The following is a 14524-nucleotide window of genomic DNA, read 5'->3' as shown; positions in this document are numbered from 1 at the left end:
TCAAACCTCTATCCTATTTTTCTGCTGCATGTTTCCATAATCAATGCCAGATCTTCGTTGCCTATTTCTTTTTTAAGGTCTGCTACTTTTAAGAATTCCTGGTACAGATAATCCAGTTCGTCTTTGGTTACATCATGACCAATATGTTTGAAACGGTAAGCCAACGCAGAACGTCCGCTTCTGGCTGTAAGAATAATAGATGAAGCATTTACGCCCACTTCAGCAGGGTCTATAATTTCATAGGTCTCTCTGTTTTTGATGACACCATCCTGATGGATTCCTGAACTGTGAGCAAATGCATTGGCTCCTACAATAGCTTTATTGGGCTGTACAGACATTCCCATCAGATCAGAAACCATATTGCTCATTTCATTTAACATTCTGGAGTTAACATCGGTATACAGATTCAGGTGTTTATGCTGTTTCAGAATCATGACGACTTCTTCTAGCGCTGTATTACCTGCTCTTTCTCCCAATCCGTTGATGGTACATTCAATTTGGCGAGCTCCGTTAATGGCTCCTGAAATTGAATTAGCGGTAGCTAAACCTAAATCATTGTGGCAATGGCATGATATAACAGCTTTTTCAATTCCTTTTACATTCTCTTTAAGGTATTTGATTTTTTGTCCGTATTCTTCCGGTAAACAATAGCCTGTAGTATCAGGAATATTAAGTACGGTAGCTCCTGCTTTAATTACAGCTTCACAAACCTGTGCCAGATAGGCATTATCTGTTCTTCCTGCATCTTCAGCATAAAATTCTACATCCTCTACATATCTTTTCGCATATTTTACAGCTTCTGCAGCACGTTCTATAATATTTTCCCTTGTTGAATTGAATTTGTATCTGATATGTGAATCAGAAGTTCCGATTCCCGTATGTATTCTTGGTTTCTTTGCAAACCTTAAGGCTTCAGCAGCAGTATCAATATCTTTCTTATTAGCTCTTGTTAGTCCGCATACCTTTGCATTTTTTACGAGTTTTGAAATTTCAGAAACAGACTCAAAATCTCCCGGGCTGGAAATCGGAAACCCTGCTTCTATGATATCAACGCCCAGTTCATCAAGCTTTTCAGCAATAATCAGTTTCTGCTTTGTATTCAGTTTACAACCAGGAACCTGTTCTCCATCCCGCAGTGTGGTATCAAAAATTTCAATTTTTTCGGAATTCATAAATGAAGTTTTTTACTTAATTTTGATTCAAAACTACAGTTTGCAATATTTTTTCGTTTTCATTTTTTCAGAAAATTACAATATTCAATGATTGAAGAAATAAGGATATATTGCTGATATTTAATTATTTAAATTTTAAAAATTTACAATGGCAGAATTGCAGAAAGATTTTTTGTTTGTACTGGTAAAGTCATTGACGACTTCCGAAAAGCGACAGTTCAAGCTGTATGTAAACCGCCTCGGAATTAATGTAGACGCCAAATTCTTACTTCTTTTTTCTGAAATGGATAAAATGAAGGAATATGATGAAAGTATTATCATTGAAAAGAAAATATCAACCAAGCAGCAGTTGTCTAACCTGAAAGCCCACCTTTATAAACAGATTCTGGTAAGCCTCCGGATGAACCCAAGCCATCAGAATTACAGGATCCAGCTTCGGGAACAACTGGATTTTGCCAATATTCTGTATCAGAAAGGCCTTTACAAACAGGCTTTGAAAATACTGGATAAAACCAAACAAACTGCTTTGGAACTGGATGAAAAAAGTATCGCCTCTGAGATTATCGACCTGGAAAAAGTGATTGAATCCCAATTCATTACACGCAGTTTCGAAGGACGGGCTGAAGAACTGATCAGACAATCTCAGGAATTAAGCAAGCAAAACCGCTATACTACAAAACTGTCTAATCTTTCCCTGAAGCTGTACAGTGAAATGCTTACTCACGGCTATGTAAAAAATGATACAGACCGTGAGGAAGTTCTGGATATTTTTAATGCTGAGATTAAAAATATCAGGTTCGATAAGTTGAATTTTACAGAAAAGCTATGGTATTTTAAAGCTCATGTCTGGAAAAACCAATTGTTGCAGGATTATAAATACACCTTGAAATATGCCTACCAATGGGTAGACCTTTTTCATAAAACCCCTGAGATGATCTTCAGCCATCCGGTATGGTATATTAAAGGAAACACTTATCTGTTGAAAATCCTTTTCCTGTATGGAAATATTGACATCCTGGAAGAAAATTTTAAAGAATTTAATATAAGGGTTAATGATGAAAACTTTGCCCAGAATGAAAATCTCCAGTCTCTGATTTTTCTTACGCATTACAATACATTAATGAACATTCATTTTGTGAAAGGTGAATTTTTCACAGGTACGAAGCTTATTCCCGAAATTGAATTGAAAATGGAAAAACTGCGGGAAAGGATTGATGAGCATCACTTTATGATTCTTTATCTTAAGATGGCCGCGATGTTTTTCGGAAGTAAAATGTATGAAAAGTCAATTGAATACTCTATGAGAGTGATAGAATCCAAAGGTAATGTACAGGAAGATCTTTTGTTTCATACCAGAATTCTGATTTTAATGTCTAAGTATGAATCCGGAAATGATGAAGATTATGATGAGTTTATTGCTTCTACGCTGAAATTTGCTAAAAAGATGAAGAAACCCGAAGAGTTCCATTTTGAAAGTATCCAGTTTTTTAAAAACCTGAATAATCAGGTGTTGGATCAGAGACAAAAAGCATTTGAAATGTTTGACAGCAAACTTGAAGAATTTTCTAAAAATGAATATTACAGAAGATCTTTATTCTATATTGATATTCATGGGTGGATCAAATCTAAAGTCCAGAATGTGGATGTAATTGAAATTATCAAACAAAAAGTGAAGTATAAAAGAAAAAGTTAAGATAAAAAAGCTATCAAATGTTTATATCTATTTGATTAACAATTTTTTTTGTGAATTTATCTCATAAAAAATTCGGCTGGCTCTAAGAGCCAGCCGAACCATACCAATAACTGAAATCATCTATAAATACTTGCTATAAAACTTAAAGCGTTCTTGTGGCTGATCTTTTCTGCAAGCTCAGAAGAGAACTGTTGTTCAATTTCTTTATTAACAGATGGATAGACTGATGCATTAGAATGTTCTCTAAAGAAAAACGGGTGACGGGATGTGTCAGGATGATCCTTCCAATAGAAATAATCTGCTCCGTATGCGATATTGTTTTCTCCACCCAGGTCGAGTCCGTGCCGGATATGTTCATAAAGTCTTTCCGGATGTTCAGTATCTATATAATCCTTAATAAAGTTTAAACCAATCAGTCCGTTTCTGTTAATCACTTCTTTCGCCAGCTCATCGGGAAGATTACGGTTGTTTTTATAAATTGCTCTGTAATTGGAATGGCTTGCCAATACAGGAACTGAATAATTTTTCTGGTCTATATAAGTGAAGATATCATAGGCTAGCTGATCACTTGTGTGGGCTAAATCGATAGCAATTTTACGATCTGCAATATAGTCTATCAGTACTTTGCCGTCTTCCTTTAATCCTGCAGTTGCATTATTCCCGCCTCCGAAACGGTTTTCTAAATGGTGGGTAATTCCAATATAAAATACTTTCTCAGTATTTTCAATAATTGTTTCAAGGTTTTTAAATCCTGAATCCAGGCTTTGGTTTTCATCACAGAAAGCAGAAGCATTTTCAATGGAAGCAATAACGCCTATCCGGTTTTCATTCTCAGGTTTTTTATAATTATCATTCTCAAATAGGAAAAAGTTGTCATTTTTGATAAGATCTGAGAACAATTTGCTTTGCTGCAGTCCGTAAGCTGTGCTTCCCTCACCAGTTCCTGCATAAATAGCCATTATCTGAAGCTTTACATTGCCATCCTGCAGATAAGGCAATGAGCATCCCAGCTCTTTATCGTTGACAGCTGAATCTGACCTTAGTAAATAATATAACAGGTCACAGTGTAGATCAATGTTTATTGTATTCATAGTAAAGGCAATTTATGGCTTTATTTTTTGTTCTGGCTTAAGGCATTATTGATATACTCAATATCTGAATTTTCAAAAACCTGCAGCAATTGAGGAACAAAATCCCCAAATTTTCTATACTTTTTTCTGTTGGTATTATATTCTTTTAGTTTTTCCTCTAGTAGCGGAAGGAAGATAAAATTGTTTTTTAAATGATATTCTTTCAGTCTTTCAGCCCTTTCAAAATCCTTCTGGATTTTTGCAGTTTCAATTTCTCCTAGCCTCACTAAATGCTCTGCAATACAGATTTGGTAATCTCCATAACCGCCGGTTTTTATCATCAGCTCTTTTAAATTTGATTTTTCAAACAGCGCTTTGAATTTTTCAAGTTGATCTTTGCGTTGGTATACTTCCTTGTTTACAAAGGAATGCCCGAACTCATGAATACTTAAAAATCTCGCCTGAAATTGGTTATCATATCCAAACTGGCCTTGCTTCTCAACTTTTACGAACGGACTTGCTATTTCGTAAATATCGGTTTTTCCGGATTTCGAAATTACATTGGTAGCGATTCCTCTTCCTTCATTATCTTCTATAGGCCACATCATCATAGGAGAAATCAAAATGGTATAAGTATGAAAACCTTCACCATAAAACTGCTCCATGGCATCCGTAAAACCAGCAGGAATATGTTTTTTATACTCAGCTTCTCCCCCTTTATAAAAGCCATTATTCTCAATAAAAAACTGTCCGACATTTTCTTCAGTATAGAATTTTGAAAGTCCCGAGAGATAATTTTTGATTAATTGAGTTATTTCTTTATTCTGTTCCGCCGTTAAATTATTGTTACTATACTGATAGTCAGAAATCCATTCTGTAGCTGGAAATTCTTTGTGATGCATCAGTGGATTCATTAACATATCATTTCCCAAGCCATATTTTTCAAGCAAAATATCATTTATTTTTGCTGTTTCAATTGCAATATTTGAGTTTTTAAGACCTGCAAATTTTTTCAATGCAAGATTGACAATAGGCTGATAAGCAGAACATTCTTTTATTTTGTACATTTCGAAATCTCTGTTGTTTTTTCTATGCTCTGCTGAAAGGATTTCTGCCAGGAAATAAGTCTCAATATTCTTATTGTAATGGACGGAAAATTTAGCAGACTTTTTCTGTGAAAAAGCAGATACAGTGGTTAATGAAACTAAAATGAACAATATCTTTTTCATGGTTAATATTAATTCTTATTCTAAATATAGGCTAATATAGTATTTTAACTAAAAAATGCGTATTTTTGCATCTTAAATTTTTTAGTAAACAATGATAAAAATTACACTTCCAGACAATAGTGTCAAAGAATTCGAAGGAGCAGTTACTCCTCTAGATGTGGCAAAATCTATAAGCGAGGGATTGGCTAGAAATACCATTTCCGCAATTGTTAATGACAAACAAGTAGAAGTAACCACGCCTATAACCACGGATTCAACGGTACAGCTTTTGACCTGGAATGATGATCTTGGAAAGAAAGCTTTCTGGCATTCTTCTGCCCACCTTTTGGCGCAGGCTATCCTTGAATTTTATCCTAATGCTAAACTGACTATTGGCCCGGCCATAGAAAGCGGATTCTACTATGATGTAGATTTCGGGGATGAAAGTTTATCTGAAAAAGATTTTGAAAAGATTGAGAAGAAAGTTCTGGAAAACGCCAAGAAAGGTTCAACTTTCTCTTTATATCCGGTTTCTAAAGAAGAGGCTTTAAAAACATATGCAGACAACCCTTACAAAGTGGAACTGATCTCTAATCTGAATGATGGAGAAATCACTTTTGTAACCCATGATAACTTCACCGATTTATGCCGTGGAGGACATATTCCTAACACAGGAATCGTAAAGGCTGTTAAAATTTTAAATGCAGCAGGAGCTTATTGGAGAGGAAACGAAAAGAATCCTCAACTAACAAGGGTATATGGTATTTCTTTCCCTAAACAGAAGGAACTTACTGAGTATCTTGAAAAATTGGAAGAAGCTAAAAGAAGGGACCACAGAAAACTTGGTAAAGAACTGGGTATTTTCGCATTCTCAGAAAAAGTAGGAGCCGGCTTGCCACTTTGGCTGCCAAAAGGAACTGCTTTAAGAAGAAAACTGGAAAATTTCCTTTCAGAAGCTCAGAAAAAAGGAGGTTATGAATTCGTAATGTCTCCTCACATCGGTGCTAAAGAATTGTATGTAACTTCCGGACACTGGGATAAATATGGAGCTGACAGCTTCCAACCCATCAAAACTCCGAATGAAGGAGAAGAGTTCTTGCTGAAGCCAATGAACTGCCCTCACCACTGTGAAATCTATAAGACTTCACAATGGAGCTACAGGGATCTTCCGAAAAGATATGCTGAATTCGGTACTGTATACAGATATGAGCAAAGTGGAGAACTTCACGGATTAACGAGAGTTCGTGGGTTTACCCAGGATGATGCGCACTTATTCTGTACTCCGGACCAGCTTTCCGAAGAATTTGAAAAAGTAATTGATTTAACACTTTATGTATTCAAATCTTTAGGTTTCGAAGATTTTGTGACTCAGGTTTCATTAAGAGATCCTGATAACAAAGAAAAGTATATCGGTACGGATGAAAACTGGGAGAAAGCAGAAAACGCAATTATCAATGCAGCCCAGAAAAAAGGATTGAAAACAGTTGTTGAATATGGAGAAGCAGCCTTCTATGGGCCTAAGCTTGACTTCATGGTGAAAGATGCATTAGGACGAAAATGGCAGCTTGGAACCATCCAGGTAGATTATAACTTACCGGAAAGATTTGATCTTCACTATATCGGAAATGATAATGAAAAACACAGGCCGGTAATGATCCACAGAGCACCTTTCGGTTCTATGGAACGTTTTATCGCGATCTTATTGGAAAACACTGCGGGAGATTTCCCTCTATGGTTGAGCCCGGATCAGTTTATCATTCTTCCAATCAGTGAAAAATATGTAGATTATGCAAAAAAAGTTTCACAATTTTTGGAAAATCACGATATTAGCGGTCAGATTGATGACAGAAACGAGAAAACGGGTAAAAAGATCCGTGATGCTGAGTTAAAGAAGATTCCTTTCATGCTTGTAGTAGGAGAAAATGAAGAGAAAGAAGGCACGATTTCTGTAAGAAGACGTGGTGAAGGAGATCTTGGAGTGATGAATCTGGAAGATTTCGCTGCTTACTTCAAAAAAGAAGCAGCTGTTTAAAAAAACAATTAAAGTATTGAGAACTGTATGTTGTATTCTCAATACTTTAAGTATAAATTAGTAGTTAACCAATAAAATTATAATACAATAGCACAAAGATTTAACAACAGGGGCCCACAAAGACGTCCTGTACAAGAGGACGCTCACTTGATCAACGATAAAATTCGTGTGAGAGAGCTTCGTTTGGTGGGCGATAACGTAGAGCCGGGAATTTATCCAATTGACAAAGCAAGACAGATTGCTGCGGAACAGGAATTGGATTTAGTAGTAATTTCGGACAAGGCAGAACCTTTTATTGCAAGAGTATTGGAATATAAGAAATTCTTATACGAGCAAAAGAAAAAACAGAAGGAACTTAAAGCTAAGCAGGTAAAAGTGGTAGTAAAAGAGATCCGTTTCGGGCCTCAGACTGATGACCATGATTATGAATTCAAGAAGAAGCATGCTGAGAAATTCCTTGAAGAAGGTTCTAAATTGAAGACCTACGTATTTTTTAAGGGACGTTCAATTATCTTTAAAGATCAGGGGGAAATCCTGCTTTTAAAACTGGCTCAGGAATTGGAGCACGTTGGTAAGGTAGATCAGCTTCCTAAACTTGAAGGAAAAAGAATGATTATGATGATGAGTCCTAAAAAACCAGCAAAATAATTCAGTCATTATTTTACATATAAAAACCTCAAAGCAATTTGAGGTTTTTTTTTATAGAATTTTACGAACAAGTTTTATAAAAAAGAAAGAGGGGCTATGTAGACATCATTTGTATTCGTTCATTGTCCCCCCTTTCGTACAGGTTTAGTAGTTTTTATCCTTCAAAATCACCACAATCATGCTCTTTAAAAAGAGGTAATGCTTTTTTAGTTGTAAAGTATTTGGATGCTCTTTTATTCTTTAATTCAAGCTTTTTACCTTCCACAACCAGCTCATAAACGGGTGCTTTATCAATCTGTGTTAAAATATAAGTTCTGTCTGTTGTTTTCAGAATAGTTTTTTTTCCTTCGGAGGAAACAGAGAAATCACTGATTTCAAAGGTATCCTTATCATCACAGATATTCGTCCATACTATTTTATTCTTGGTAATGGATACACTTGCCAGATCACAAGAATAACAATTTCCTGAGAACTCTATCCCATATTTTTCATAAACGTTTTCACTTTTCGTATCCAATACATCAACAGGAACCAATGCTGAAAAGTCACCTGGTACTTCTGCTTTCAATATCGTGTTCTTTTCCGGAGCAATCTTAGCAATATCGTTTGCTTTTGCAACCGTAGAATCTGTTTTATTTACTTTTTTTTCTGTAGCAGGTGAACAGGAAGCCAATAAAACTATTACCACTGAAAAACCGGTTATTACTTTTTTCATTAACTATCAATACTTAGTTTTTAACAATTACAAAATTGATTAAAATATACCATTCAATATATCCCTGTTTTCAGCTATTTATTGCCGATGTTCAGAGGTTTTGTTGGCTGCTGAATTGAATACTGATACATTTGTCCGAAAATAGAACAATGAAACCTATATATCAATTTTTCATATCCTCTACTGTAATGCTGACAGGATGTAATCCACAGAATAAATCGCCGGAAAATCAAAAAGCAGAAACAGCAGTTATTCAAAAGCACATCACTTTTACAGACTTCAAAAAGATAAAAGGGGTGGATAATGTTCAGGAAGTTCCCTTTCAGTTATTTACCAAGCTTGATTCTGTACATTTTTTTGTGTCACCAAACAAAGACGCTGCCCGTTTGAAGGTTGCCTATAATAAACTTGACAACTATTATGGATTTGAAGAGTTTGAAGACTTCTACTCTATTCATTACAGCATTAATAATACTATTTCCAACAGTATTGAAGCTTTTGTTTTAAAATCTGAATTTACAGCTTCGTTTGATCTGACTTTAAAAGGTGTTGATCTGTATGCAATAAGAAGCAGCACTTTGAAGTAATCTCAGGATTTTAAAAATAAATCGTTCAGTAAATATGGTACCATAGCAGAAGTTTCTGAACAGGAATTTAAAACAGCTTCAGCAAATAAAATTAATGAAGTTTTTGTGAAGAATCCCCAGATAAAACTGAAAGATGATAACTGGATATATGCTGAAAATGGTAAAGAAACCATGATTACACAGCATGAAAATATCTCTACAGAAGAAGGACCGTTATCCAATGAATATATAGGACAATCCCCTTCCCTGCGTTTAGAAATTTTTAAAGAAAATTCGGCTGATGTTGCTGATAGTTATTATACTTTTTACAATGTAAAATCTCCGGCAAACTTTGACCTGTCTACAGATAGCTATCCTCAGGTTCTTCCTGGTAAAAACCTGATATCCTACATCAGTTCTAATAATGATACAGGAAGTGATTTCGCAATTAGCAGATACACAGTGCAAAACCTTAATTTAGAAACTCTTTTATATATTAATTTTACTAACTTTAAAATTGGCGACGAAACTAAAGCTTTCTGGAAGGATGATAAAACGTTTTATGCGGAAGTTTATCCTACCAATTCAGTGGCCGCGAAAGGTAAAAAACAAAAACCTTCTTTCATTAAAATTCAGCTGAAAGGGAATCTGTTTTAAAAGAGAATACAGTGAGTATGGAATAAAATGGAAAAACCCCTGAAACCAGCCAGTGTTTATGGGGATAAAGAGCAATATCTTTGCAGCAGTTATTTAAAGATATACCATGAGAAGAATAAGTTTTACATTTCTTTTCTGTTTACTGAGCTTCATAACTTTTGCGCAATCGTTAAAAGTAGTTATCAAGCAGGACGGAAAAGTAATTGAACCCGTAAATGATGTTTATGATCTTAAAAAATCACCTTTTGTATTTGAGTTTACCACTGCCAACCTTGAAGGTTTTTTAGTGGGAGCAACCACAAATAAGGATATTTATGCAGGAGCTGTGGGCGCATTCAATACTGAGGTTCCCTGGTTTCAGAGTACAGGTATGGCTGAAGAGATGTATAACAAGGATCAAGAGATGTTTCTGATGGATTCTGCTCCATCTTATTGGTATTACACCGGAGTGAAAGATCACAGATTTGATAAAAATCCAAAAGGGAATTCAAAACAATGGACTGCTACGCGTACCATCACAAGGTTTTATGATATTATGGTAGATCAGCCGGTCAATTTAAAAGATATGGATGACAGCGTTTATTTGCTTATGTATGAGCCAACATACAATAAAGAATATGATTTAACAGGAAAGAAAAATCTGTTTCAGGCTACGCTGAGATTCAGAGATTAATAATTGAACACCTAATTTTAAATTTATATATAGAAAAGGTCTGCTTTACGATGTAAGCAGACCTTTTTGCTGGTGTAATGGAACAGTCTCAAAGCCAGGAATTAGTTAAATTCAAGTCATTTAAACTGAATGTTTTATATATTATTCAATAATCAAACCATATTCTATGGCTAGTTTAATGGCTGAGCTAAGGTTAGAGGTCTGGAATTTCTCAATAAGGTTTTTCCTATGGCTTTCCACAGTGTGCGGGCTGATAAACAGTTTTTCTGCCATCTGATTAGTAGTAAGTCCTTTTGCCGCTTCTGCCAGAATTTCCTTTTCTCTACGGGTTAATTTAGGAACCTGATTTAAACCGTCGGGTGACTTTTTATCCAAAACAGCCTTGGTTTGTGAACATAAAAACCGGTTTCCGGCATATACTGTATTAATTCCTTCAAGGATTTCAGAAACAGAAGCGTTTTTCTGAATGTATCCCAAAGCACCTTCTGCCAATGTACTGTTGATGACAGGCAATTCATTGTGAACACTCAGCATAATGATCTGAAGATTTTCGTATTTTTTCTTTAAAGGTTTTATGAGTTCGATGCTGTTGATATCTGCCAAATTAATATCCAGTAATAAAATATCAACAGGTTGTTTTTTCAATCCTGCATTCATTTCTGAAACATTTTTGAAGCATTCTACAACGTCTATGCTATCGTTATTTCCTAAAATATTTTTCAACCCTTCCAATAGAAGCGGATGATCGTCTGTTATGGCTACTTTTATCATATTTAATGAGTAGGAATTTGAAGTTCTATACTGGTACCGATATTCAGTTGGGAAGTAATATTCATTGTCCCTTTTAAGAATTGGACCCTTGATTCTATATTATGAAAACCTGCTGTTTTTTTTGAGTCTAAGCTGGCGGGATCAAAACCTTTACCATCATCTTCTACTGTAAGGTTCAATATATTTTTCTCTTCGCTGATCTGGATAATGATTTCAGAAGCTTTAGCATGTTTAATGGCGTTGTTCACCAGTTCCTGAATAACCCTATAAATCAGCAGCTGTTTTTCTTCTGATATGGAATTACTGTAATTGATAAATTCAGTATGGATGCTTAAAGCGCTGTTGGACATCCTTAAAGCAAATTCTTCAATAGCTGCCACCAATCCGTATTTCATTAATAAATCAGGCATCAGATTGTGCGCTACACGTCTAAGTTCTTCTACAGCCCCATCAATCTGGCTGATTGATTTTGAAATGCCTTCTTCTATATTTTCGGATCGGTGAGTATCTAAAATAGACAATTGAAGTTTGGTTCCTGAAAGCAAGCCTCCTAATCCGTCATGAAGGTCGCGGGCTAAGCGGCCACGCTCCTGTTCCTGCCCTTCAAGCAATGCAGTAAGTGTAGAAATTTTGGAGTTCTGTTTTTCTTTTTCCATGGCCAGGGCATGCAGTTCATCCCTTTGCTTAATAGATTTTACACGTTGCTTATAAGCATACAGCAATAAGAAAATGAGAACAATGAAAATGAAAATAAAAACAATATAATAGGTGTTGATTTTTTCTTTGAAAGCCAGCAGCTTTTTATAACTGTTAATGTCATTATTCTTCTGTTTTGTTTCTAACTTCGCTAAATGAAGTTGCTGCTCTTTTTTCTCAGATTCGAGCTCCGAAAACTTTAAACGTTCCCGTTGGTTCTCTTCCACGAGTTTTAAGTTGTTATAAACCTGTTCACGCTGTGCACGAAGGATGTTGATCAGCTTGATCTGCTGAGCTTTTTTATCACTTTCCAGCTGCAGATTTATATATTTCTGTTCCTGTCTTTCTTTTTCAAACTGGGACTCTAATCTTTTGGTAATATCCAGTTTTTCCTGGTCGTAAACGCTCTTGTATTTATCTACGTAACTTTTATAATACGTTAATGCTTCTTTATAATTGCCTTGTTCTTCACTCACTCTGGATAAAGACTCAAGGATAGATAATTCTATATTATGATTTCTTACAGGGCTTTTCCCAATTTCCATAGAGGCTTTCAGGAAATAAGATTTCGCCAAATCGTAGTTTTTATCCTGTATAGCTAACTCTGCCAAAATGCCAAATGAGGAAGCAATATGAATAGACTCACCCGTTTCCAAGCTTATTTTATTAGCTAACTGGGCATATTGCCTGGCCTTATCCGGATTAAATTCCGTATACAGATTGGCTAAATTAATAGCGGCATAGGAAAGGTTGCTCTTATTGAGCATAGATCCTTTATTTTTATTGAAAGTGGTAATCGCCTGTACATAATACTGTTCTGCTTTATTTCTAAACTGTATATCAGAAGGATTTTGAACATATTTCTGTTCATACATATACCCCATTCTCATATAAGCATCGAAGATCAGATTGGGGTCATTCTGTTTGGAGGCTAATAAAAGAAACTGCTTACTGTATTTTTCCTCCAGTTGATATTCGTTCAGGTCAGCATAAATGGCGGATAATTCTTTGGCGGTATTTCCGTATCTTCCATAGAGCGTAGAAGTCGTGGGTGAGTTTTCGAAATAATTAATTGCTTTCAGGTAGGCCGTGACAGCCTCAGTTGTTTTATTATTACGGACCAGAATCCAACCTTTTGCATATTCCAGATATCCTTTAGCTTCATTGCTGGTTGTTTTTAAGCTGTAAGTTCTGGCCATTTCAAGGCTTTTTGAAGACTCCGCTTCTTTATTGTCCAGCCGATAGTTCATAGCCTGAACAGCATAAAGAATAGTGGCATACTTCCCATCAGCCTGTTTAGATGCTGCAGAAATATTTTGGGCTAAAATCTGATAGGATTTTGATTTAACATTATGAAAGAATAAAGCAGTGGCATATTTGGGGGCAAGATTCAACTGCTCCATTGTTTGGTTTGAAGCATTGTTATACTCCTTCTCTAATTTGCTTAAAACATCTTGTGCCTGGGCAAAAAACGGACAAATAAATAATGTAAATATAAATAATAACCTGTACCTCAAATCCTTTTCTTTATTAAACAATATTACAGTAAAGAACGTAAAGATAAGTAAAATCTCTGCTAATTATTTCTTCAATACTTCTTAGCAAACCAGACTGCTTCATCCCTTTCTTCATCAAGTTAACCTTAGATTTTTTGCGTTCAAAATTACTTTTCAGTATAATCGAATTTTGCATTCAGTTTTTCAAAAGCAATTTCCCGGCTCAAAACTTCATCAAGCTCATCAAAAGTCAGCAAGCCTTTAGCCTCAAATTCACTGCCATTCGGTGTTTTGTAGGTGTATTCAAAAATGTTACAGGTGTAAATATCTTCTAAAATTTCAACTTGTTTTAGAGTTAAATACTTCCGATGGGTATTTAATTGGTTATACAGATGAATCTTGATCTGCTCTTCGGAATCTCCTTCAAACATAGAATATTCATCCATTTCCGTCAAAGACTCCAAAAGTTGCCTGAAAATAAAATCCTGAAGATTTTTAGCCAGAATTTCCGCTTCTGAATCGTCATGGGGAAAAAAAGTAACCGGAATTTCACCGTTGGTTTCCATATCCAACTGAAAAACATACAGATCACCTGCCCCGTTCTCTGCAAATGGAACCATCCGGTATTTAGGATTAATATCATAAACTTCATGGTTGATAATTTCTCTGATTCCAAGATGATAAGCAATAGGATCCCAGATCTCAATATCATTTCCAAATAAAAGCAAAGGTGGGTTTTCCTTGAGGGTGGGAAAAATATTGGTATACCAACCGTTTCCCTCTGTACCCCAGTCTAGCATTTTATCAGCATACAACTGTTTGTAAAGTTCAGGATAAGTAAAATTGTATTCTTTTTCTAATTCTTGTAAGGTATTCATATGTATATTTTAAAGAGATTTTCTGAAGATTCCAGATATTTCCCAGGCTGTCTTTTTGTTTTTACATTCAACTTTTCATCAGTTTAAGGATTTGTAGCTTAAAACTTTAGGATAATGGTAGTAATTCCCGGCTCATCTATAAAATAAGCAATATTGAATAGCTCAATAGCCAATTCAAAACCTTTGATATTCTTTTCCCATTCTCTGCCCAACGATAATTCTACATCATCTTCTTCGCCTGGTTTCATT

Annotated in this window: 14 protein-coding genes; 6 read left to right on the top strand and 8 right to left on the bottom strand. The window is 35.3% G+C overall.

The features are described 5' to 3' along the window. Positions 1-8: 8 nt before the first annotated feature. Positions 9-1172, bottom strand: coding sequence for a 2-isopropylmalate synthase (locus tag EG339_RS17580; protein ID WP_123871237.1), 1164 nt, complete (start codon positions 1170-1172; stop codon positions 9-11). A gap of 148 nt (positions 1173-1320) precedes the next feature. Here EG339_RS17580 and EG339_RS17575 point away from each other — a divergent pair, with 148 nt between their 5' ends. Further along, a complete protein-coding gene (locus EG339_RS17575; RefSeq protein ID WP_123871236.1) occupies positions 1321-2865 on the top strand; it encodes a hypothetical protein in 1545 nt (514 codons plus the stop codon). A 116-nt stretch (positions 2866-2981) separates the two neighbouring features. On the opposite strand, the gene EG339_RS17570 is transcribed toward EG339_RS17575, so the two are convergent. Beyond that, positions 2982-3956 (bottom strand): dipeptidase, encoded by a 975-nt coding sequence (locus EG339_RS17570; RefSeq protein WP_123871235.1) that lies wholly within the window; start codon positions 3954-3956, stop codon positions 2982-2984. 20 nt (positions 3957-3976) lie between these two features. Next, complete coding sequence (locus tag EG339_RS17565; protein WP_123871234.1) at positions 3977-5164, bottom strand: DUF4932 domain-containing protein; 1188 nt, start codon at positions 5162-5164, stop codon at positions 3977-3979. Between the two features lie 91 nt (positions 5165-5255). Here EG339_RS17565 and thrS point away from each other — a divergent pair, with 91 nt between their 5' ends. Together thrS and infC are read left to right on the top strand one after the other, a co-directional pair. Continuing rightward, the gene (gene thrS / locus EG339_RS17560) at positions 5256-7175 is read left to right on the top strand and encodes a threonine--tRNA ligase (RefSeq protein ID WP_123871233.1); all 1920 of its coding nucleotides are present in this window, start codon (positions 5256-5258) and stop codon (positions 7173-7175) included. 147 nt (positions 7176-7322) lie between these two features. Next, positions 7323-7823, top strand: a complete 501-nt coding sequence (infC, locus tag EG339_RS17555) for a translation initiation factor IF-3 (protein WP_027372223.1) — start codon at positions 7323-7325, stop codon at positions 7821-7823. A 154-nt stretch (positions 7824-7977) separates the two neighbouring features. Here the strand turns inward: infC and EG339_RS17550 are convergent, their stop codons facing one another. Further along, complete coding sequence (locus EG339_RS17550; RefSeq protein WP_123871232.1) at positions 7978-8538, bottom strand: hypothetical protein; 561 nt, start codon at positions 8536-8538, stop codon at positions 7978-7980. Between the two features lie 149 nt (positions 8539-8687). On the opposite strand from EG339_RS17550, the gene EG339_RS24560 reads away from it, so the two are divergent. From EG339_RS24560 to EG339_RS17540, 3 genes are all read left to right on the top strand, one after another. Next, positions 8688-9125, top strand: coding sequence for a hypothetical protein (locus EG339_RS24560; RefSeq protein ID WP_228459645.1), 438 nt, complete (start codon positions 8688-8690; stop codon positions 9123-9125). A 105-nt stretch (positions 9126-9230) separates the two neighbouring features. Next, a complete protein-coding gene (locus EG339_RS24555; RefSeq protein WP_228459644.1) occupies positions 9231-9761 on the top strand; it encodes a hypothetical protein in 531 nt (176 codons plus the stop codon). Between the two features lie 106 nt (positions 9762-9867). Further along, entirely contained in the window at positions 9868-10434 is a 567-nt protein-coding gene (locus EG339_RS17540) for a hypothetical protein (protein ID WP_123871231.1), read from the top strand. 141 nt (positions 10435-10575) lie between these two features. Here the strand turns inward: EG339_RS17540 and EG339_RS17535 are convergent, their stop codons facing one another. From EG339_RS17535 to EG339_RS24325, 4 genes are all read right to left on the bottom strand, one after another. After that, positions 10576-11205, bottom strand: a complete 630-nt coding sequence (locus EG339_RS17535; RefSeq protein WP_123871230.1) for a response regulator transcription factor — start codon at positions 11203-11205, stop codon at positions 10576-10578. 2 nt (positions 11206-11207) lie between these two features. Next, a complete protein-coding gene (locus EG339_RS17530; protein WP_123871229.1) occupies positions 11208-13304 on the bottom strand; it encodes an ATP-binding protein in 2097 nt (698 codons plus the stop codon). A 260-nt stretch (positions 13305-13564) separates the two neighbouring features. After that, positions 13565-14275, bottom strand: a complete 711-nt coding sequence (locus EG339_RS17525; protein ID WP_123871228.1) for an SMI1/KNR4 family protein — start codon at positions 14273-14275, stop codon at positions 13565-13567. 98 nt (positions 14276-14373) lie between these two features. After that, positions 14374-14523, bottom strand: a complete 150-nt coding sequence (locus EG339_RS24325; RefSeq protein ID WP_164466455.1) for a hypothetical protein — start codon at positions 14521-14523, stop codon at positions 14374-14376. Position 14524: the final 1 nt, after the last annotated feature.

This window comes from Chryseobacterium bernardetii (assembly GCF_003815975.1).
Classification (GTDB): Bacteria; Bacteroidota; Bacteroidia; order Flavobacteriales; family Weeksellaceae; genus Chryseobacterium; species Chryseobacterium bernardetii.
This window is presented reverse-complemented; position numbering and strand designations above follow the sequence as displayed.